Raw genomic sequence first — 21420 nt, forward strand, 5'->3', positions numbered from 1 at the left:
GATGACCACACCACCTCTCCTTCACGACGTCACACCACCGACACACTGGAAACATCAGGAACAACTTCCCAGCCTCGGGGCACTGTATGGCAAGGTGGCAGCCGGAACGGTCGGGGCCACCCTGTCGTCACTGATTGGCAAGATCACCCCGGGAACCTCGGCGACGGGCAAGGGCTCCGGCTCGTTGCCCACCGCCGGGTGGAAAGTCACCGGCCAGGCGGTCTCCCGCCAGCAAGTCGATGACTACATTCAGCTCTTTGGGGCCACCGGGGCTATCGGTCACGACACGGTTCCGTCGTTGGCCTTACACATTGCCACGTTCCCATTGTCCATGGGAATGATGGCCTCCAAGAACTTCCCGCTACCACTGCTGGGCCTGGTGCACCTGGACCACACAGTAGATCATCTGCATCCGGTGGCGATCGATCAGCCGTTGATCGTGACCACCTGGGCGGATTCTCTGGGGGCACACCGACGAGGAACGACCGTGGCGATCTGGGTGCAGATCCACGATGAGGCGAACCCGCAGAAACTGCTCTGGCAGGGCCGGGCCACCTATTTATCCCGAGGAATTTTCCTCGCCGGCCGGCCCGAAGCGGAAACCGGCTCCGAAGACAGTGACTCGGCAGGCTCCGCGCACCGGGATTTCCAGCCACCGGTAGCCACCGCCTCCTGGAGGTTGCCGGCTGATACCGGTCGGAACTACGCCGGGGTGTCTGGAGACGTCAACCCGATTCATATGAATCATCTGACCGCCAAAGCACTGGGGATGCCCGGGATGATTGCCCACGGGATGTATCTGGCCGGACGCATGCTGGCCGGGCGCGAGCCCCAGGCACCGTTTTCGTGGCAGATCAGCTTCGCCAAACCGGTGACGCTACCGACCACGGTCGCGGTGGCCGTGGAGCACAGCTCGGAAGAGGTTACCGAGTTCACCGGCTGGAACCCGAAGAAGAAATCGCCGCATTTCTTCGGTCAGCTACGAACTGCATCACCCGTTGCGCCGACGTCTGCCAGCTAAAGCCTTGAGCATGGGCAACCGCTGCGCGGCCGTAGTTCTCCCAGACCTGTGGTTGGGCCAGCGCCTGTTTCAAGGCGGTGGCCCACGTATCTGGGTTGAGGTCCTCGAGAAGTTCTCCGGTGCGACCGTGGTCGACGACAGTGCTGAGCCCTCCGGCTCGGTGTGCCAGCACACCGGTGCCGCAGGCTTGGGCTTCGGCAGCAACGAGACCAAAACTTTCGGTCACACTGGGCATAACCACCAGATCGGCGGTGCGCATCATGGCAGCCAGCTTGGTGGGTTCCACCGGCGGGATAAAGCGCACCACGTCGGAGACTCCCAACCTGTCGGCGAGCTCGGGCAGGTGCTGTGCTACCGCCCCGGACGGTGCTCCAGTGAAGATCACGTCCAGTAGCCCGGTCTGTGGCGAGCGCTGCCGATCGAGGTCCGCCTGTACTTGTGCTAAGGCGTGGAGCAGAATCTGCGGGCCTTTATGAGGTTGGAAACGACCAGCGAAAAGGATGCGGAATCCGGACTCGGGGCTATCTTCAGCGGTGCTGGGCCACCATCGGGGGCCGTGTTCGGTGTAGATCCGGTGGTCCACCCCGGGGGTGATGATCTGGATCTTGTCCGGATCGGCGCCACAATAGGTGACCAGCTCTTCAGCTTCGGTGGCGGTATTGGCGGTCAATATATCAGCTGCGGCGACGATCTGAGTTTCACCGGCTTCGCGCGCCGAGGGCTCGGGGTGAGACCGTTGGCCGGAAGCGTCCTGCCAGGCGTGGGCTTCTCCGCGATTTTTCACCGCGGCGATGGTGTGCATGCAGTGGGCGTGGGTAATTCGGACCGCCTGGTGCTCATCGCGTAGCCGGGCGACGAGGCTCCGCCCAGCCAAGCCCGATAGCCAGTAGTGGCTATAGACCAGAATGTCTTCGTCGAACCCAGGCAGGTGGCTTACGGACCCAGACAGGTGAGCGTGGACGGCTTGCGCAAATTCCTCAACGTATTCGGACAGGACTTCTTTGGCGAGGGGCTGGCGTGGTCCTGCGGGGACGGAAATTTCTGCAACATCCTCGGTGCCCGGTAGTAGCCGCCCGGCGGGCAGGGCCCCGGTTTGCGGATCGGTGACCGGTTCGGTCGCACGGGTGTAGATCACCACCCGGTGGCCGAGGGCGCGCAGTGCCCGGGCCATATTGGCCACGTAGACGTTCATCCCGCCAGCGTCGCCGGACCCAGGCTGCGCTAAGGGTGAGGTGTGCATACTCAGCATCACCACCAGGCAACGTGGCCCCTGAGCCAGCGAGGTTCCACGACTGCTGGTTGAGTGAGCACGATCAGCTTTAGTCATGATGGATGGCAGTGTTCATCACGCGGAAGAGCTCACGGTATTCCGGGGTGGTTTCCAGATCGTCGATCAGCACTGGGTCACCGCGCAGGTTGGTGAGTGGTTGGCACCAGTTGGGATACTGGTGCTGGGTGGTGCCGGGCTGATTCTGGATGCGTTGATCAGCGACGGCATCGACCAAGGCCACGGCATGGAGCCGAGAGGGTGCGCGAGCAATGAAGCGGTGTAGCGCCTGAATCACGGGAATAAGGGGAATTTCGTCGAGGTCGTGCACACGCGCCGAACTGGCCGTCAAGAGTCCGCGTTGGACCAGGGCCTTCAGGTAGCCGCGTATATCACGGAGGAAGGTGGCTCGCTCGGCCTCGGCAGAGGTGGTTAGCAACTGGAGTTCTTCCCGTAAATCCAGGTGGACTCCGCGCAGGTAGCCGGCCGTGGGTGGCAAATCGTGGGTGTTGACAGTGGCTAGACACAACCGGCGGTACTCGGAGGGATCGTGGGGGATGCCGTCATCTTGTTCAAACCAGACAATACTGGTGCCCAGAATCTTTCGGGAAGACAGTTCGGTAACCACCGAATCGTCGACGGTCCCCAGGTCTTCTCCGACGATCAGCACTCCGGCGCGTTGGGCCTCGAGTGCAAGAATGCCGAGCATGGCGCGGGAGTCGTAGCGAACGTAGGCCCCATGGTTCGGCGTGGTGCCTTCGGGGACCCACCACAGGCGGAACTGGCCCAGAATATGGTCGATACGCACCGCACCGACCCCGGCAAAGACACTACGAAGCATCTGCCGGTAGGCCCGGTATCCGGTGGCACCGAGGGTCTGAGGGTTCCAGGGGTGCTGGGACCAGTCTTGTCCGAGCTGGTTGTACATGTCCGGGGGAGCACCTACCGAGAATGGCTCCACCAGCGCATCCGGATGCATCCAAGCATCGGCGGTATACCGGTCAGCTCCCACTGCGAGATCCACCATGACCCCGGTGCGCATCCCGGCCTGTAGCCCGCGCTTGTGGGCTACCCGGAGCTGGGTGGTGCATAGGAACTGAAGCCAGGCGAAGAACAGCAGTCGTGAGGAATCGATCTGAGGGTGATGGTTCAGATCGTGGTCGAGCAACGACCGGCATGCTGGCAGGTCGCTCAGCTGAATCTGGTCGTCTCGTCCGTCTTCGCGCAAGACACACCAGGCAGCGAAATTGCGCAACTGAGCACCACGATCCTGGCAGAAATCATGGAAGGCCCCGGCCGTGATGGCCTTGGTCGTGAGTTCTTCTTCGAACCGGGTGAAGATCAGGCGCAACGCCTGAATTTTGGCCCGGTAGCTTGCGGTACGGTCCAGCCGGTCTGCGGTGTTGTTCGTGGCCTTCAACGGGCTAGCCAGCTGGGCAATCCGGTTTTGATCATCCACCGACAGGCCCTGGTATTCGGCCACATCTTCTACCCGGAGATACAGCGGGTTGAGGAAACTTCGCGTCACCGGCGAATACGGTGAGTCAAGAAGTGGCGGTACCGGCTCTGAGGCGTGCAGCGGGTTGGTGAGCACAAAATCGGCGCCTTCTAAGGCTGCCAGTTCCATGATCCGGGCCAGGTCGGCAAAATCACCAATACCCCAAGAGTCGCTGGAGCGCACCGAGTATAGCTGAACGGTCACGCCCCAACCGCGACGGTTGTCGTATCTTGCGGTGGCCGAAATCGTGGAAGGCACCACGATGACTGAGAGATCGACCACATCTGAAGCCGGCGCAGTCAGTCTCAGCTGGTAATCACCGACCGGAAGCCCGGCCGGAAAAATCAGTCGCGGGGCGGTTTCGGAACAGTCTGTTGAGACCCGCTGAGGCGCATGCTGTATCTCAGGGAGCAACTCCTGTGTGGACCACTCGGTTGCGATGGTCTCATGGCCTCCGAGCACATCAACGGGCTGGAATGATTCAACCACCCAGTCGCCAGTTTCAAACGGCAAGGACAGCTCTCGGCCCTGGTCGCTATCGACGATGACCGTGGTCGTGAAGGGTTGTTCAGTCGGTCGAGATTTTGCCTCATCGATGGCTTGACGTAGATCGAGTGCGCTGAGGTCGGCGAACTCCTGCGCTTGATCGGGCAGGGGTGCGGCGAAAAACTGGAGTATCTGCACCACGGTGTCGAGGTCCACGCTGGCGTCGTCCCCGTTTTGGGCTGTGAAATGCGTTTGCACCCCGTAGTATTCGGCTAGCTCCGTCAGCAACCGTTCGCGCAACGGCTGATGTGTAGGTTGACGTGCAGGCATCTGGCTTCTCCGTGCTCAAGACTCAGCGGGACTTCACCCTTTAGTGTCTCACTTTTCTTCGCCCTGGCTGAACCTTTGTCGATACCCCGACATCCTCAACATGCCTACTCGAGATGATGAGTCGTGCTTCACCCAGCATAGGTCTCAGTGAAGTGTTGATGGACGGAGGAGCTAAACCATTGTGATAGTTGCACTTTCTATATACAGTGTCCTATTGTCATCAACTTCTGACGAAAACAGCACTGAAGACTATCAGGGCTTTCGTTCGACCAGGGGTTCTCGTCACTCCGTCCGATTCACCGACCTCTTGCGGGCCATTCGTGGCACCCACACACTGCGCTTAATGATTGGCTTCCGACCTCGTTTCCAACTCATCTCGTGGGAGACCGTCAACACACTCACGAGCGGATCCACGAGACCAAAACGGTGGTCTATGGTGGCCAGTCAACGCGATGGTATCGCCTGAGGTGCGCGGTATGGTCCACCGGTCGAGGGTTGGCGATTGGGCGGTACAACACCGCGGAGGATTACCATGACTCAACCCGAAAACCAGCAGCCCCAACCACCACATGATCGCTCACAGCCACAAGCACCAACCGCCCACTGAACTGCACACCAAGTAGCACCAGGACCAACCAGACAGTCTGCTCAGCAACAAGCTCCTGGACAGGAGCTCGGCGCCACGAAATCCTGGGTTCCCGTGGTGCTGGCCGTTCTCACCGGGGTGGGCACACTATCGCTTTTCATGCCATTAGCACAGGTTTCGTATTCTGGCGGAATTTTTTCATTCTCGGAGCCCTTGTCGGCGTCCGTCTCGGCCTTGGAGGAGGATGCTGAAACCCTCGGCTGGGTTCACCTGCTCCTGTTCCTGGTCACCCTGGCGTTCAGTTTGCTGGCTTTAGGCAAATCAGCTCGTAGCTTTCAGTTCACCACCGCGCTGTTGGCAGCCCTGGTCGGTGCCTTCCACATCATCTACATGCTGTACTGGATCAACGAAGAAGCCGGGTATGACTACACCGTTTTCTTCTTCGAAGACGGCGGGATGGCCGGAATCGGTATGTGGCTGTTGTTGCTGGCATCCTTGGGTATGGTGATCTTTTCCATCATGCTTTTGGTGCAGCTACTCGGTCGGAAGCGCACTGTATAAGCACCGCTTAAACGTAGATGAGCCCCGGAATGTCACGGCTCAAAACAGTTCGAGCCTGGGAGCAAATGCTCTCAGGCTCGAACTGTTTTCCATCCGTGCGCGGAGGGGGACTTGAACCCCCACGACCGATAAAGGTCACAGCGACCTCAACGCTGCGCGTCTACCAATTCCGCCACCCGCGCGGGTGAAGTAATGTCCCACCATGAACGGTTTAGACCGGCATCGGGGAGTGGCAACCTGTACATCTTAGCACGAGAAAAAACGTTCTGCGGTAACAGTGCTATAGCGCGTATCGTCTCACCGCGAATCTGTGACCAATTTAGCCCCTCCCGTTAGAGTGGGATACATGACAGCTTCACCGGAGTCGCACATTCCAGAACCCGGTCTGCTCAGCCAGCGGGTCGCGCAGATCACCTCGGATTTGATTCGCATTGACACCACGAATTTCGGGGGTAATAACTGTCGCGGAGAACGCGAAGCAGCCGAGTACTGTGCCCACGTGATGTCGGATCTGGGCATGAATCCCGAAATCATCGAATCGGTACCGGACCGGTTTTCGGTCATCGGTCGCTTAGCCGGGTGGGACGCGGAGGCTCCAGCACTGATTCTGCACGGCCATCTCGACGTCGTCCCGGCTCAAGCTGAAGAGTGGTCCCGGGACCCGTTCAGCGGTGAGATTGACGAGGACGGCATGATCTGGGGCCGTGGTGCGGTGGATATGAAGGGCATGGATGCCATGATGCTCACCGCACTTGAATACCTGGTCCACAACGAGCTTCGTCCCCGTCGTGACATCATCTTATGCCTGTTCTCCGACGAAGAGGCCGGGGGAGTCTACGGAGCCCAGTGGATGGTGCAGAACCGTCCGGAGCTACTTACCGATGCCACCGAGGCCATTTCCGAGGTGGGCGGTTTTTCCGCGGAGATTGCCGGGCAACGGGCTTATCTGTTGCAAACCGGCGAGAAAGGCATCGCCTGGCTGAATCTCACCGCCACCGCCTCACCGGGGCACGGATCCTCGGTGCACCCCGATAATGCCGTCACCCGACTGGCCGGAGCCATGGACCGCATTGGCCGGCACACCTGGCCACTAAATTACACCAAGACCACGCGGGATTTGATGGAGCAGGTCTCAGAGATGATGGGGGTCGATTTTGACGAGACCGATCCCTCCCCGCAGTTGGAAGCTTTGGGTTCTGCGGCAAAATTCGTCGGTTCTACCTTGCGCAATTCCGCCAATCCCACAGGCATGACAGCCGGATATAAACACAACGTCATTCCGGGGACAGCACGAGGCACAGTCGATGCTCGCGTGTTACCGGGTGAAGACGACAAGGTCATGGAACAGCTTCGTGAACTGGCCGGTGACGGCATCGAGTTCGACTATGAACACAAGGTCTCGTCCTTAGAGGTGCCCTTCTCTGGCGATCTCATTGAGCTGATGGTCGCAGCCATTGAAGCCGAAGACCCCGGCGCTCGGGTGTTGCCCTTTATGATGTCTGGTGGCACCGACAATAACCACCTGTCCCAGCTCGGCATCACCGGGTATGGTTTCATGCCTCTGAAACTTCCGGCTGATCTGGACTTCACGGCCCTTTTCCACGGCATCGATGAACGTATTCCGGTGGATTCCTTGGACTTCGGAGTACGCACCCTGGTGCGCGTGCTGGAACCCGGACACGATGAAAGGAATCGGTGAGACTGTTGACGCAGATCACCTCAGAGCATTCAGCAAAGATCAGCAAAGTTCTCACCCCTGAACTCTTAGAAACACTGCGGGCTCGCGCCGTCGAGCACGATGAAAACAACACGTTCCCACACGACGATCTCCAGGACTTAGCCGAGACCGGCTATTTGCGCGCCCAAACCCCAGTGGATTTGGGCGGGCTTGGGTGGGACTTCGCCGTGATCACCGAAGCCCAGCGGCTGCTAGCCACCGCCTCTCCGGCGACCGCGTTGGCGGTCAATATGCACCAGATCATCAACGCGGTCGCCTCGGTCTTCGCCATCCACGGAGATGACTCGCTGACGTTTATTCATCGTGGCTCTGCCAATGGTGAGATATACGCATTTGGTATCTCCGAGGCTGGCAATGACGCCGTGCTGTTCGACTCCAGCACCGAAGCCGTGGCGAACCCCGACGGCTCGGTGACGTTGACCGGAACCAAGATCTTCACCAGCCTCTCACCGGCCTGGACGCACCTGCTGACCTTCGGGAAAACGCCCGACGGATCGCAACTGATCTTCGGCGTCCTGGATCGTAGCGCTGAGGGGATCAGCGCCGATGATTCCAGCTGGGACATGCTCGGCATGCGCGCTACCTTCTCACTCGTTACCCGCTTGGAGCAGGCCACAATCTCAGCAGAAAAAGTCATTCGTCGCTTACCGGTAGGCCCCAACCAAGATCTGCTGGTCTTCGGGATTTTCTCGACTTTTTTGACGCTACTGTCTGCGGTCTACACCGGGATCGGGGACCGGGCGGTGGAACTGGCCCAGCAGGCTTTGGCTCTTCGCACCTCCACAGTTCAGGGCATCACCTTGGATCAGGATCCGGTGTTGCGGTATCACGCCGGTGAAGCAGCGCTGCGGCAACTCACCCAGAACGCGCAACTGCGCTACCTGTCCGAAGCAATCCGAGACAACAAAGACTTCGGCCCGGAGTGGTTCCCACGACTGGTGGCCAATAAGACTCACGCGGTGCGCACCGCAAAAGAACAGGTGGATTACGCGTTTCAGATATCGGGTGGGGCCAGCTTCAACCGCCACACCGAGATTTCACGGCTTTATCGTGACGTGATTGCCGGTTTCTTCCATCCCTCCAACGACGCGTCGGCACACAACACGTTGGCCACCTGGGCGCTCGGTCCGCTTGACCAGTAGCCACGGACCGGGATCCCCCAGTCAGCCCGTCTAGAGGGTGGACGCGACTTTATAGATCTTCCGACGCATCCAGAATCGGCGTGCCCCACCGCGGTAGATCAAGGACCGTTTCAGTTCCCATTTACCGTACTCGGCGTGCTCGACCAGCCGGCGACGAGCCTCTGGGAGGGAGTCATTCGGGGCAACTGTCAAAACCAGGTATTCCCAGCGGTCCTGGCGAGTCAGACTATCGACGGTTGAGACCACGGGATCTTCGCGCACAGAGCCTTCTCCTTGACGTTGTGGTGGGACCTGCACGCGTGTGGGGTGCAGGCATCCTCAGCTGGAGTCCAGACTAGCCGATCAAGGACACTCCAGGCAGGTGGGCGTAACACCGTATTGCTTACCGTGAAAGAAAATCGGACACAGATGCCGAATAAAGGTGTACCACGCCACGATTTCCAGCTAGCGTATCTACTATGAGTAGCGATCCACGCGTAGAGCTCCAGTCGTTAGTATCCGCCCTGCAGGAGCACATGATGGCGGCGTTGAATAAGGACGATTCGGACACGACCACGTTGGAGTCTGCCGAAGACGCCCTGGTTGAGGCATTTGAGAACTACGAGGACGCCCTCTACAACGTCACCGGCGAGGTCACCCCTCTCGACATTTTCGAAGATGACGACATCGACGACGATGACGACGACTTTGACGATGATGACTACGACGAGGACGAGGATTACTAGGCTGGCCCATCTGGTCTGATCGTCTTTCTGAACGTATATCGCTGGCCTGGGCGGATGAACCCTGTTCGACCACCACATTTTTCGACTCACCCGACCCGTGTCTAAGGTTCTCAGAGAACTGACGTAGAATCGTCCGGCGTGAGTTGGATTGAGGCAATCATTCTCGGGCTAATCCAAGGCCTGACAGAATTTATTCCGATATCGTCGTCGGCGCACCTGCGTATCGCCGGAGAGTTCTTGCCCCGGGCCGAAGATCCCGGAGCTGCATTTACTGCGATCACCCAGATCGGTACGGAACTGGCCGTGCTGATTTTTTTCTGGCGAGATATCGTCAACATCATCAGCAAATGGTTCCAGGCTTTAGCGCGTAAAGTACCTCAATCCGATCCCGACGTGCGCATGGGCTGGCTGATCATTGTCGGTTCCATCCCCATTGGAGTGCTGGGATTGCTGTTAGAAGACTGGATTGATACCAGCTTCCGTTCGCTATGGATCGTGGCAACCATGCTCATCGTCTTCGGTGTGTTGCTGGCTGTCGCCGATACGTTAGGTCGCCAGGTCAAACCGCTGGAGAAACTCACCTGGCGTGACGGTATTCTCTACGGTTTCGCCCAAGCGCTGGCGTTAATACCGGGCGTCTCGCGTTCTGGTGGCACGATTACTATGGGGCTGGCGCTGGGCTACACGCGCCAAGCAGCCACCCGCTACGCCTTCCTGCTGGCGGTGCCGGCCGTGTTCGCCTCAGGTTTTTATAAGCTCTTTGGCGCCCTGACTGACCCCGCCGAAGCCCAGGGAGCCTTCGGGTTAGGTGAGACCTTCGTGGCCACCGTCGTGTCTTTCGTTGTTGGGTATGCCGTCATTGCCTGGCTGATGCGGTTCATCTCGCAGAACTCGTATAAGCCCTTTGTGTGGTATCGCATTGGGCTGGGTACGGTGCTGTTCGTTCTGCTGGGCTTTGATGTCATCTCGGCCTAATCAAGATGACCAGATCAGCACCGTCGATTAGAGTCAAAACGGTACCAACGACGTTGTGAGATGACGTCGGCCATCACTGACAACACCGCTTTCAGGAGGGTCCGTGGAATCCTGGTCCGCCACACAACCACCGTCGCTTCCACCGCAATCAGCTCGCCTCGAGCTCTTCGATTCCGCAACCCGCTCCCTGCAGGATGCGACGGTCACCGGCGATCAGGCCTCCCTATACGTCTGCGGTATTACGCCCTACGACGCCACGCACCTCGGCCACGCCAACACCTACGTAGCCTTTGATCTGTTGAACCGGTTTTGGCGTAGCGCTGGCAAGTCCGTGGTCTACACCCAAAACGTCACCGACGTCGATGACCCGCTATTTGAACGCGCCCAATCCACCAACGTGGACTGGCAGCAACTCGCTGAAGACCAGACCAATCTGTTCCGCTCAGATATGGCCCAGCTGAACGTATTGCCACCGGACTACTACCTCAGTGTTTCCGAGACGGTGGACTGGGTCATTGAGATCGTCACGCAACTCTACGAGCTCGGTATCGCCTATCCGGTGCCCGGAGACAACGGTGACCCCGACGGCGACCTCTACTTTTCTATTGAGGCTGCCGAAGCTGCCTGCAACTGGCGCCTAGGTAGCGTGTCCGGGATGAGTCTGGCGGAGATGCAGCAGGTCTTTCCCGAACGTGGGGGAGACCCGCAACGTCCCGGCAAGAAGAATCCGCTGGACCCGCTGGTATGGAAGGCCGCCCGCGAAGGGGAACCCTCCTGGGATGCGGCCGTCATCGGTCGAGGTCGTCCCGGCTGGCATATTGAGTGCTCGATGATTGCCCGCAAGACCCTCCCCGCCCCTTTCGACGTGCAAGCCGGAGGCTCCGATCTGCGATTCCCGCACCATGAATTCTCTGCTGCCCACGCCACCGCCGTAGATCACACCCCAATGGCCCGGTTATATGTGCATGCCGGGATGGTCGGTCTCGACGGGGAGAAGATGTCAAAGTCCTTGGGCAACTTGGTGTTAGTCTCCCAACTGACCGCCGACGGCCACGAGCCGGCAACGATTCGGGCGCTCTTACTCAACCACCACTACCGCACCGACTGGTCATTTACCACCCGAGAACTCACCGACAGCGCCGATCGGATCGCTGGTTGGCGCCGAGCCCTGGCCGGTGAAGCAACACAGGATGGGGCCGAGTTGCTCTCTGCCATACACCAAGCCCTCAGCCATGACCTGGATGCTCCTACGGCACTGCGGGCCGTGGATGCCTGGGCAGAAAGCGCCCGCGCACGAGGACCGCAACCCTCGGCTCACGCCCCAACCGAGGCACGCCCCGGTGTGGCGGAGGTTCTGGAGGCGGTATTGGGGATCCAGCTGATTACTGCTGATCATCCCGTCGACGCAGAAACCGCTCAAACTCCCGGGCAATAGATTCACCCGAGGCCTCGGGCAGTTCTTCGGTGTCCTGGGCTTTTTCTAACCGGCGAATGTAATCGGAAACTTCCTGATCCTCCTCGGCCAGCTCATCAACGCCACGCTCCCAGGCCTCAGCGTCTTCGGTCAGCGAGCCCGCCTCAACCCGCATGCCCAGTAGCTCCTCGAGCCGGGTCACCAGGCCCAGCTTCGCCTTCGGGGAGGGCGCCTGGGACACATAGTGGGGAACGACGCTCCAGACCGAGAGCACCGTGAAACCGTCACGGGCGGCTTCCTCGGCGATCACTCCGGTAATACCGGTCGGGCCTTCATAGTGGGGGCTGAGCACATCCTCTAAACCGGCCCGTACCGCCGACTGGGTCGAGAACAAGGTCGCGGTCAGCGGCCTGGAGTGTGGCACGTCAGAAAGATACGAACCGACCATCACCACCGCGTCGAGGTCGAGGTCTTCGGCTACTTCCACGATCTCGGACACAAACGCCCGCCACCGCAGTGACGGCTCGACGCCAAGCATAAAATACAGATCCGGCTGGTCTTCGGTGGTGGTTCCGGCAGCAGAATGCAGAATCCGGGTCTGTGGCCAGTTGATCTGCCCCAGGGAGTTCTCCGCACGAGTGACCACCGGGCGAGTCATCTGAAAATCGTAATAGTCGTCATCGTTGACCTGCCGGTACTGCTCGGCATGGGCCTGGGTGGCGAGTTCTTCCACCGCGTCGGTGGCCGCCTCACCGGCATCGTTCCACCCCTCAAAGGCCGCAACCATAATCCGCAACGGTCCCGGGGAACGGTACGTGGGCTGTTCTGCACGGTAGTGCAGGTAGTCCGGCAGAGACCGCACCGGTTCCCGATCATCCGGCTCGGCCTCGGCTGGCCGATCCATGGATTCTTCAAAACTCACGCTCGTTTCACCTCGGTCAACGCAATAGAGACTATTGATCCACCTTACCCACTACCGCTGGAGACATCCGGGAAATCTCCTCACGTTCATTATTGGATAAGTGCCGGGTCAGCGACGGTGAGCGAAAAGATCAGTGGGGAATGCCCACGGCGAGCGCTAGAGTTAACCTTTAGTCCTGATGCCACCGAACGTCTGAAGGCCAACCATCACCACTGTGACTGACACCAACCGCTGTGACATTCCGCCCCGAGCACTGCAGGCCGTGCTGTGGGACATGGATGGTACCCTCGTGGATACCGAACCGGCCTGGAACGCCGCCCATGCCGCGATCTTAGCCGAGCACGGTGTGGAGTTTACCGAGGAGCTGGCCCACCGGCTCCAGGGCCAGACCATGGCCGCGACCGCCGAGATCTTCAGCTCACTTGGTGTACAAATTCCGGCCGAGGAGCTGACCCGGATGGAATATGAGCGAGTCACCGCTCAGGTGGTCGGCCATGCGCCGCTGACCCCGGGAGCAGCCGATCTACTGGCGGACCTCAACAAGCGCGCGGTTTTACACGCGGTGGTCTCTGCCTCGTTTACCTCCCTGATTGAGTCCGTGTTGTCTGCCGTGCCGAACCATGGGTTCACCGCCACCGTGGGGGGAGACCAGGTGACCCACGGCAAACCGGACCCAGAACCCTACCTCACCGCCGTTGCCCGGCTCGGGCTAGACCGGGCCGCTGAGTCTGGTCGCGTGGTGGTTTTGGAGGATTCGGTCCCCGGGATCCTGTCTGGACTGAGCGCCGGACTGCCCACCGTGGCCATCCGTCGCACCGGCTCGGTCCCCTTACCCGACCAGATCACCGAACACCGGCTGGCCCGGTCCGGGAAGTTGTTGGTGGTGAATTCACTCACCGAAGTGAGCTATCAGCGTTTGCAAGACTGGGTGGCCCCATCGTGAGTGCCTCATCAGCCACCATCTCGGAGCAGGGCATTGTCATCGCCCGCTACGATCGGACCCCGATCCGGTTGGCCTGGAGCTGGTGGATCTTCGCTACGGCCTTGCTGATCCTGATTCGCCCGTTCTTCGTGATCCTCACCCCGCCGACGGCCCCGGGCGGGTTGCCTTGGTTGCTCTCGGCGTTCTTCGTGCTCGGGCTACTGATCACGGTGCTCTGCCACGAACTTGCCCACGCCATCGCCGCCCGGTCGTTCGGGTGGCGAGTCTATGAGATCCGACTGACCCTCTGGGGCGGATACACCTCCTTTGCTGAGCACGATGGCAACCATCCCCGCACCCCGATGCGCTCCATGGTGGTGGCTCTGGCCGGCCCGGCTGCCAATATCCTGCTGGCGCTGATATTGACCCTGGTGGCTGAGCTGACCGGCCCCCACCTTCCCAGCCCCTGGCTGGGCCTGATCTCCGTGCTCACCACTGGAAACTGGCTGATCGCTGCCTTTAATCTCCTGCCTGGGCACCCGCTGGACGGTGGTAGCGTGGTGGAAACCATTGGCTGGAAGATCACCGGTTCCAAGGCCCAAGGATTGATTGCTGCCGGCTGGTCTGGGCGCCTGATCGTCGCCGCGCTGATCATCGGGGTGGTGGCTGTGCTCATCCTGAGAGGCGATCAGCTACCCATCCTGTTATTGGTCGTCGTCGGGGTGCTGGTGCTGATGCTCTGGGGGGCTGCCGGTGAGGGAATTAAACGTGGCAACGCCCTGCGTCGTGCCGAGGCGACGATGCTGGCAGAGCTCGCCGTTGCTGTCATCCTCGTCAGTGCAACCACTCCGGTGGCCCAGGTGATCGACAAGTTGCAGAAATACCCGGCCGGCTATCACGACCAGCCACTTATTGTGCAACTCAGTTCGTCGCAGGAGACCGGTCCCCCTCGGGTGACCGGTCTGATTGATCCGGCCACGCTGGCCCAGGTACCGACCGAATTCCGCCACCAGACCAGCGCCCACGAGGTCAGCCAGGCCTTTGCCGGAAGCACCCACTACGTGCCCGCGGACCGGCGGATCTCCGAACTAGGTTCGGCCCTAGCCACAGATCCCGATCAGGTCTTCCTGCTCACCCCTGGCTCAGGCACCCCGGCCAGCACCAGCCAGCTCCCGGCGGCAGCTGTGCTGGGAAGTCGCATCGCGGTATATCTGTCCACCGGCCGATAAGCCTGCGACCCCGGTCCTGGCTCCCGCACAAAAACAAACGCTATCCCTCAACCCCACAGGAGACGTCTTCAATGCCGTACACTCCCTGCACACCCGGCACACCCCGACCTACCGGCCTGACCGCCCGGCGTGGCCCATTGCTGGCCGGCCAGCGGGTGCAACTCACCGATGAGAAGGGCAAGATGAACACCATCACGCTGGTACCGGGAGAAGTGTTTCATTCTCACCAGGGGTATTTATCCCACGACGAGTTGATTGGCGGACCCGACGGCGTGGTGGTCACCAATTCCTTGGGCCACCAGTACCGGGTGTTGCGACCGCTACTGAACGACTTCGTGCTCTCCATGCCACGCGGAGCCACCGTGGTCTATCCGAAGGATTCCGGTCAAATTCTGCAACAGGCCGATATCTATCCCGGCGCCCGGGTGCTGGAGGCCGGAGCCGGATCCGGGGGACTGACCATGTCGCTGTTGCAAGCGGTCGGTGATCAGGGACAGGTGCACTCCTATGAACGTCGCGAGGACTTCGCCGACATTGCCCGAGGAAATATCGAAACCTATTTCGCCGGCCCCCACCCGGGCTGGCACCTCCACCTCGGCGATGTCCAAACTCAGGCGTTAGCGGACCACGAACCGGGCAGCTTCGACCGCGTGGTGCTGGATATGTTGGCTCCCTGGGAGTGTGTGGAGATGGTCCGTGAGCTCCTGGTACCCGGGGGAGTGTGGCTGACCTACGTGGCCACGGCCACCCAGCTGTCTCGGACCGCTGAAGCCATTCGTGAGGCCGGATCCTTTACCGCCACCCGGGCTTCGGAAACCATGATGCGGGATTGGCACGTTGAAGGTCTGGCGGTCCGCCCCGAACACCGGATGATCGGACATACCGGATTCCTGTTGGTCACCCGCCGGATGGCCGATCACCAAGAGTCTTTGCAGTTGCGCAAGCGTGATAAGTCCGAAAAGTTCAGTGACGACGACATCGAGTTGTGGACGCCCAGCGACGAGGCGCGCTGGGTACCCGAAGAACACGGCCAACGCGAGGCCAAACCCAAACGTGCCCGCAAAGAAGCCCGCGCGGCAACCCGGTACGCCCAACACGCCGCCACAGCACAGCGCACCACCCAGGTCACCACACAGCAACATTCCGGTGAGCTGGGGGAGAACAACACTCAACCTCCAGGGTCCACCGCGTAGGATACGCGTAGAATAGAAGGGTGACCTCAGAACGTTAGGAGGGTCTTCAATGACGGAACCGGCACGCGTTGATTCCGCAACCACCGCCGAGCAACAGCTGTCCTCCATGCGGCGCCGTCTGGGCTCATTGGTGGAGAAGAATCGGCAGCTACGTCATGACATTGACGCCGCCTCCCGCAATAACCGGCGGATGGTGGAGATGCTGGACCTCACCCGCGAACAGATTGCCACGTTAAAGCAATCCATTGAAGACGCAGCACTGCCACCGTTTAATTTTGCCACCGTGTTGCAGTACCACCCGGCCCGCCAGGCGGTGGAGGGCACCGAGCTAGCTGCCACCACTCGGGCGAGCGTGGATGTGCTCTACAACGGCCGTAAACTCCGCACGCACCTGTCCCCGTTGCTGGATGCACAGCAGGTCGTCTCAGGTGCCGAGGTGTTGCTCGACGAATCCCTCTGCGTCATCTCGGTCTTGGGACACGCCACCACCGGCGAGCTGGCTCGCGTGAAAGAAGTACTCGATGACGGGCTGTTACTGGTAGTCGGTCGCGCCGATGACGAGCACGTGATGCGGCGGGTCCACGAACTGGCCGACCGCCCGATCCGTGTCGGTGATGCAGTCACCGTGGACGTGAAGTCCGGTTATGTTTTCGACGTGGTTGCTCTCTCCGAGGTCCAAGATGTGGTGTTGGAGAAGGTCCCCAATATTTCCTATGACGACATTGGCGGACTGGGCGATCAGATTGAGATGATCCGCGACGCGGTCGAGCTACCGTTCACCCACCCTGATCTCTACCGCGAACACGGGTTGACCCCGCCAAAGGGCGTGTTGCTGTACGGACCCCCCGGTACTGGTAAAACCCTGATTGCCAAAGCGGTGGCCAACTCCTTAGCCCAACGTGGCTCCGGGGATCGCACCGCCTACTTTTTGAACATCAAGGGCCCCGAGTTGCTGAATAAGTATGTGGGGGAGACCGAACGCCATATTCGCACGCTCTTTGCTCGGGCCCGGGAAAAAGCCTCGGACGGCTACCCGGTGGTGATCTTCTTCGACGAAATGGAGTCACTGTTCCGCACCCGCGGGTCCGGGACGTCCTCCGATGTCGAAACCACCATCGTCCCGCAGTTACTGGCAGAAATTGACGGTGTGGAGTCACTGAATAATGTGATTGTTATCGGCGCGTCCAACCGGGAGGATATGATCGATCCGGCCATCCTGCGCCCGGGTCGCCTGGACGTCAAGATTCGGGTAGAGCGCCCCAATGAGGCCGAAGCTCGCGAAATCTTTAGCAAGTACGTTACTGCTGAGGTGCCGTTGCACCCCTCCGAGCTGGCGGTGCACGGCAGTCGTGAGGCCACGGTGGAGTCGATGATCTCCACCGCTGCAGCCTACATGTACGCCCGGGTGCCACAGACCGAGTATGTGGAGGTGACCTACCTGGATGGCTCCACTCAGGTGTTGCACTTTGCGGATTTCGCCTCGGGGGCTGCCATCGCCAATGTGGTGGACCGGGCCAAAACCCATGCCATCAAGGAGTATTTGGCCGCTCAAGACCATCACCCGCAGGCAGCCAAGGGACTGAAGACCCAGCACCTGGTTCGGGCGGTCTCTGAAGAATTTGCCGAACAGCAGGATCTGCCCAATACTTCCTCCCCGGAGGAGTGGGTGAAAATTTCTGGTCACCGCGGACCCCGGGTGGTGGGATTACGGATGCTGTGTGAGGCCTCGTTCTTGGGCGATAAGAACGAGAATGCCCGCCGGGTCGAAGAAGCGGTTAAAGCCAACCAGACTCAGCACACCACGTCAGCGAACACCACCTCGGCGGGGGAGTAATCCGGTGACCGAGCACCAGCAGAGCTCCAGCCAGCGCCCACCAACGCTGTTGCCAGCAGGCGCCCAAGACCTCGTCCCCGCCGGACGAGCCACCGTGGGATGGGGTGTCCACCGGGTGGTGGGATTAGAAACCGAGTACGGGATTCACGCCCCCACCCAGCCGGGGGCATCCCACGCAGCCCTCTCGTTCGATGTCGTCAACGCCTACGCTCAAAAGCTTCAGGACGACCACGTCCCGGTGGCCGGCACCGAGTGGGACTACGGGGAGGAATCCCCGTTGATGGACGCCCGCGGATGGCGGATCCCGGTTACCGAAGCCCACCCCACCCAGCTAACCAACCAGCCACTCAACGATGCTGAGGGCAAACCGATCCACCAGCTGGTCAACACCTTATTGCCCAATGGGGCACGGTTCTACGTTGATCACGCCCACCCGGAATACTCCTCCCCAGAGACCACCAACCCTTGGCAGGCGATGATCTACGACCAGGCCGGGGATCTGATCATCGGCTCGGCGGTAGCGTATCTGAACGCCCACAGCCATCGGGCCGCGGTCCAAATCTATAAAAACAACACCGACGGCAAACTCGCCTCCTACGGGGCCCACGAGAATTACCTGGTGGACCGAGGCCTGAATTTCGAAGAACTCACCGCCCGACTCCTGCCGTTTTTCGTCGCCCGGCAGGTGATCACCGGCTCGGGCCGGGTCGGGATCGGCATCAGCGACCGCCGGGCTGGGTTCCAGCTCTCCCAACGCGCAGATTTCTTTGAAGAAGAAGTCGGGATCGAGACCACCATTCACCGCCCGATCGTCAATACCCGCGACGAACCACACGCGACCGCTTCCAGCTACCGGCGGTTGCACGTCATTATTGGTGATGCCAACCTCAGTCAGTGGGCCACCTGGATGCGGGTGGGCATGACCTCGCTGGTGTTGCACATGATCGAGCTAGGAACCGCCCCCGCCCTCGAGCTGGCCGACCCGGTCGCAGCGTTGCAAACTATCAGCCACGATCCGTCGTTGCAGGCCACAGTGACCGTCAATGGTGCCGGCCAATATACCGGGCTGGATTTACTAGAACGCTACCTGGAGGCCGCCGAAGACCACGTGCAACGTTTTCAGATCACCGATGAACAGACCCGTCAGGTGCTCTACGAATGGCGGACTGCCGTGGACGGGTTGCGCACCGACCCGTATCAGTTCAGTGACCGGATCGAGTGGCTCGGCAAATACCGGTTGCTCGATGCCATGCGCGCTCGGACGGCCACTGGCAGGTGGGACGAGGCCAAACTGGCCATGATGGACCTGCAGTGGGCCGATATTCGTCCCGACAAGGGCCTCTACCACGCGCTGGTAGCCCGGGGGAGCATCCGCCAGCTCGTCGACGATACCGTCGTTCACCGGGCGGTGATGCACCCGCCGGAGGACACTCGGGCTTATACCCGCGGTCGCAGTATTGGCATCTTTGGCGCCCATCTGGCCGGGGTGTCCTGGGACAACCTGGTCTTCCGGCCCTACCACGAGGGCCGGCTCTACCGGCTGGACCTGCGCGAGCCCTTGGCCGGTAGCAAGGCCGAAATTCGCCACCTGCAAGAGCTGTCTACCGGTGCCCCGGTTGGGAAGGACACCGAGATCTTCCGCCCCGGACGCCAGCCAGTCCCGGCGACACCCTCACCGCAGACCAATCAGGCACTCACCGAGGTGCTCACCGTGCTGAGCCGATACCACAACGGGCCACGCTCTCAACGCAGCACCCGGTATGACCGCTAGGCTCAGGACCACCACACACCATTAGGACCGATCAGGAGGATCACCATCATGGCAGCTCAACAGAACTCACCCCAGTACCGCGACCAACGTGAAGATCAGGACGACCCGGGCACCCCGGAACCGGCGACCGCACCGGCGACCAGTAGCAGCTCCTCGGCCGGGGACCTGGACTCGTTGCTCGACGATATTGACGACGTCTTAGAAACCAACGCCGAGGAATTCGTCAAAGGTTTCGTCCAAAAAGGTGGCCAGTAAACCCTCGATAGCACCACCAGCACCACGAAGGCCACAACCGTCTCAGACATTGTACCCTCGGCGTGGCTGAGACACAGAAAGGGGAGCCTCACACCATGGACCATCGCGCTTTCGGCGTGGAAACCGAATATGGGGTGCACTATGTTCCCTCCGGAATTGACCCCCGCACCGGCAGTCCCACCGGCCGGCTGAGCCCCGAGGACGTGGCCCGCTACCTGTTCCGGCCGGTGGTGTCCTGGGGTGGCTCCTCCAACGTGTTCATCTCCAACGGGTCTCGGCTCTATCTGGACGTGGGCTCCCATCCCGAATACGCCACCGCCGAGTGCAGTCTGCCCAGTGAATTGATCGCCTCGGACAAAGCCGGTGAGCGCATCTTCGGTGAGCTGGCCCACCGGGCCGAAGCGGCCCTGGCCGAGGATGGATTTTCCGGAACCATCTATCTCTATCGCAATAACGCCGACTCCCAGGGCAACGCGTTCGGCTCCCACGAGAACTACACCATCACCCGGTCGCTACGGTTTCGGCGGCTCACCGATGCGTTGATTCCTTTCTTGATCACCCGCCAGCTGATGACCGGATCCGGTGTGGTCATCCCGGACCCCTCGCAACTACCCGAGCAGGCGAGGTTCCCGGTGAACCCCGAGCCCCATTTCGCCTTCTCTCAGCGTGCCGACTACGTCCAAGAAGGGGTGTCATCCTCCTCCACCAGGGCGCGTCCGATCATCAACACCCGCGATGAACCCCATGCCGATGCGGCGGTACACCGGAGGCTGCACGTCATCGTCGGGGACTCGAATATGTCCGAGACCACCCAGTTGTTACGGCTGGCCACCACCGATCTGATGTTGCGGATTCTGGAGGCTGGGGTGCCCCTACCGCAGTTGCAACTAGCTCACCCGGTCCGCGCCATTCGGCAGGTCTCCCATGATTTAACCGGAACCGAGCAACTTGACCTCGCTGAGGGTGGTACCCGTTCGGCATTAGAAATCCAGTGGGAGATTCTGGCCTTGGCGCAACACTTTATTCAACGACATGGTGCCCACCACGATGAATTATCGGCGGCCATGCAACTCTGGGAGCGCACCTTGGAGGCCGTGGAGGCCCAAGATTTTTCTCGGATTGATACCGAGATCGACTGGGCTATTAAGTACCGGTTTATCAACCGCTATTGCGAGAAAAACGGTTATGGTCTTGATCACCCGCGGGTCAAACAATTGGATCTATCCTATCACGACATCAACCCCGATCGGAGCTTGTTTTACTTGTTGCAATCACGCAATGCAGCCCGTCGGGTCCTGCCCGATCAGGACATCGCCCACGCCACCGAACACCCACCCAAGACCACTCGAGCCAGTATTCGTGGCCGGTTTATCCGTGCTGCCCGCGATGCGGGGATGGGATACGCCGTGGACTGGACGCATCTGAAATTGGTCGATTTCCCGCTTCATACCGTTCATACAAAAGATCCGTTAGACACAGATTCCAGTCAAGTCGATGAACTCTTGGCACGGGCTGGGCTCGAGGGATAAACCACGGTGCAAAATCTGTCAC

General features: G+C 60.4%; 18 protein-coding genes and 1 tRNA gene. 14 read left to right on the top strand and 5 right to left on the bottom strand.

Annotated features, from left to right (window positions below; genetic code table 11):
• Position 1 precedes the first annotated feature (1 nt).
• Positions 2–1021: a MaoC/PaaZ C-terminal domain-containing protein gene (locus QDX22_RS02645; protein ID WP_279673888.1), complete on the top strand. Its 1020-nt coding sequence runs from the start codon at positions 2–4 to the stop codon at positions 1019–1021.
• On the opposite strand, the gene QDX22_RS02650 is transcribed toward QDX22_RS02645, so the two are convergent.
• Both QDX22_RS02650 and malQ read right to left on the bottom strand, forming a co-directional pair.
• The gene (locus tag QDX22_RS02650; protein ID WP_279717974.1) at positions 933–2348 is read right to left on the bottom strand and encodes a glycosyltransferase; all 1416 of its coding nucleotides are present in this window, start codon (positions 2346–2348) and stop codon (positions 933–935) included. The two genes, QDX22_RS02645 and QDX22_RS02650, sit on opposite strands and share 89 nt — an antisense overlap.
• Positions 2341–4602 carry a 4-alpha-glucanotransferase gene (malQ, locus tag QDX22_RS02655; RefSeq protein ID WP_279717975.1) on the bottom strand — a complete coding sequence of 754 codons (2262 nt, stop codon included), beginning with the start codon at positions 4600–4602 and terminating at the stop codon, positions 2341–2343. The genes QDX22_RS02650 and malQ overlap by 8 nt, the downstream gene beginning before the upstream one ends.
• 745 nt (positions 4603–5347) lie before the next feature.
• Here malQ and QDX22_RS02660 point away from each other — a divergent pair.
• Positions 5348–5749 carry a hypothetical protein gene (locus QDX22_RS02660; RefSeq protein WP_146206402.1) on the top strand — a complete coding sequence of 134 codons (402 nt, stop codon included), beginning with the start codon at positions 5348–5350 and terminating at the stop codon, positions 5747–5749.
• A 96-nt stretch (positions 5750–5845) separates the two neighbouring features.
• Here QDX22_RS02660 and QDX22_RS02665 read toward each other — a convergent pair.
• Positions 5846–5931: transfer RNA gene (locus tag QDX22_RS02665), tRNA-Leu, on the bottom strand.
• A gap of 164 nt (positions 5932–6095) precedes the next feature.
• Here QDX22_RS02665 and QDX22_RS02670 point away from each other — a divergent pair.
• Entirely contained in the window at positions 6096–7448 is a 1353-nt protein-coding gene (locus tag QDX22_RS02670; RefSeq protein WP_110100569.1) for a M20/M25/M40 family metallo-hydrolase, read from the top strand.
• A complete protein-coding gene (locus QDX22_RS02675; protein ID WP_334228078.1) occupies positions 7445–8629 on the top strand; it encodes an acyl-CoA dehydrogenase family protein in 1185 nt (394 codons plus the stop codon). The genes QDX22_RS02670 and QDX22_RS02675 overlap by 4 nt, the downstream gene beginning before the upstream one ends.
• 30 nt (positions 8630–8659) lie before the next feature.
• On the opposite strand, the gene QDX22_RS02680 is transcribed toward QDX22_RS02675, so the two are convergent.
• Complete coding sequence (locus tag QDX22_RS02680; RefSeq protein ID WP_110098335.1) at positions 8660–8890, bottom strand: DUF5703 family protein; 231 nt, start codon at positions 8888–8890, stop codon at positions 8660–8662.
• A 197-nt stretch (positions 8891–9087) separates the two neighbouring features.
• Between QDX22_RS02680 and QDX22_RS02685 the strand changes: the two genes are divergently transcribed.
• The 3 genes from QDX22_RS02685 to mshC all read left to right on the top strand — a co-directional run bounded on the left by QDX22_RS02685 (position 9088) and on the right by mshC (position 11764).
• Positions 9088–9354: a hypothetical protein gene (locus QDX22_RS02685; protein ID WP_110110147.1), complete on the top strand. Its 267-nt coding sequence runs from the start codon at positions 9088–9090 to the stop codon at positions 9352–9354.
• Between the two features lie 138 nt (positions 9355–9492).
• Complete coding sequence (locus tag QDX22_RS02690) at positions 9493–10329, top strand: undecaprenyl-diphosphate phosphatase (RefSeq protein WP_279673891.1); 837 nt, start codon at positions 9493–9495, stop codon at positions 10327–10329.
• Between the two features lie 103 nt (positions 10330–10432).
• Positions 10433–11764: a cysteine--1-D-myo-inosityl 2-amino-2-deoxy-alpha-D-glucopyranoside ligase gene (gene mshC / locus QDX22_RS02695; RefSeq protein ID WP_279717976.1), complete on the top strand. Its 1332-nt coding sequence runs from the start codon at positions 10433–10435 to the stop codon at positions 11762–11764.
• Here mshC and QDX22_RS02700 read toward each other — a convergent pair.
• Positions 11712–12665 (bottom strand): PAC2 family protein, encoded by a 954-nt coding sequence (locus tag QDX22_RS02700; RefSeq protein ID WP_279717977.1) that lies wholly within the window; start codon positions 12663–12665, stop codon positions 11712–11714. The two genes, mshC and QDX22_RS02700, sit on opposite strands and share 53 nt — an antisense overlap.
• A 214-nt stretch (positions 12666–12879) precedes the next feature.
• Between QDX22_RS02700 and QDX22_RS02705 the strand changes: the two genes are divergently transcribed.
• The 7 genes from QDX22_RS02705 (at position 12880) to pafA (ending at position 21398) form a co-directional block, all read left to right on the top strand.
• Positions 12880–13608 carry an HAD family hydrolase gene (locus QDX22_RS02705; protein ID WP_110098339.1) on the top strand — a complete coding sequence of 243 codons (729 nt, stop codon included), beginning with the start codon at positions 12880–12882 and terminating at the stop codon, positions 13606–13608.
• Positions 13605–14816 carry a site-2 protease family protein gene (locus QDX22_RS02710; protein ID WP_279673893.1) on the top strand — a complete coding sequence of 404 codons (1212 nt, stop codon included), beginning with the start codon at positions 13605–13607 and terminating at the stop codon, positions 14814–14816. The genes QDX22_RS02705 and QDX22_RS02710 overlap by 4 nt, the downstream gene beginning before the upstream one ends.
• 71 nt (positions 14817–14887) lie before the next feature.
• Positions 14888–16009, top strand: a complete 1122-nt coding sequence (locus QDX22_RS02715; RefSeq protein ID WP_279717978.1) for a tRNA (adenine-N1)-methyltransferase — start codon at positions 14888–14890, stop codon at positions 16007–16009.
• Between the two features lie 49 nt (positions 16010–16058).
• On the top strand, positions 16059–17843 hold the full coding sequence (gene arc / locus QDX22_RS02720) for a proteasome ATPase (protein WP_279717979.1): 1785 nt from the start codon (positions 16059–16061) through the stop codon (positions 17841–17843).
• A gap of 4 nt (positions 17844–17847) precedes the next feature.
• A complete protein-coding gene (dop, locus tag QDX22_RS02725; RefSeq protein ID WP_244924663.1) occupies positions 17848–19614 on the top strand; it encodes a depupylase/deamidase Dop in 1767 nt (588 codons plus the stop codon).
• Positions 19615–19662: 48 nt separating this feature from the next.
• Entirely contained in the window at positions 19663–19869 is a 207-nt protein-coding gene (locus QDX22_RS02730) for a ubiquitin-like protein Pup (RefSeq protein ID WP_110110152.1), read from the top strand.
• Positions 19870–19964: 95 nt separating this feature from the next.
• The gene (gene pafA, locus QDX22_RS02735; protein ID WP_122549082.1) at positions 19965–21398 is read left to right on the top strand and encodes a Pup--protein ligase; all 1434 of its coding nucleotides are present in this window, start codon (positions 19965–19967) and stop codon (positions 21396–21398) included.
• Positions 21399–21420: the final 22 nt, after the last annotated feature.

The organism is Auritidibacter ignavus (assembly GCF_029853775.1).
Taxonomy (GTDB): Bacteria; Actinomycetota; Actinomycetes; order Actinomycetales; family Micrococcaceae; genus Auritidibacter; species Auritidibacter ignavus.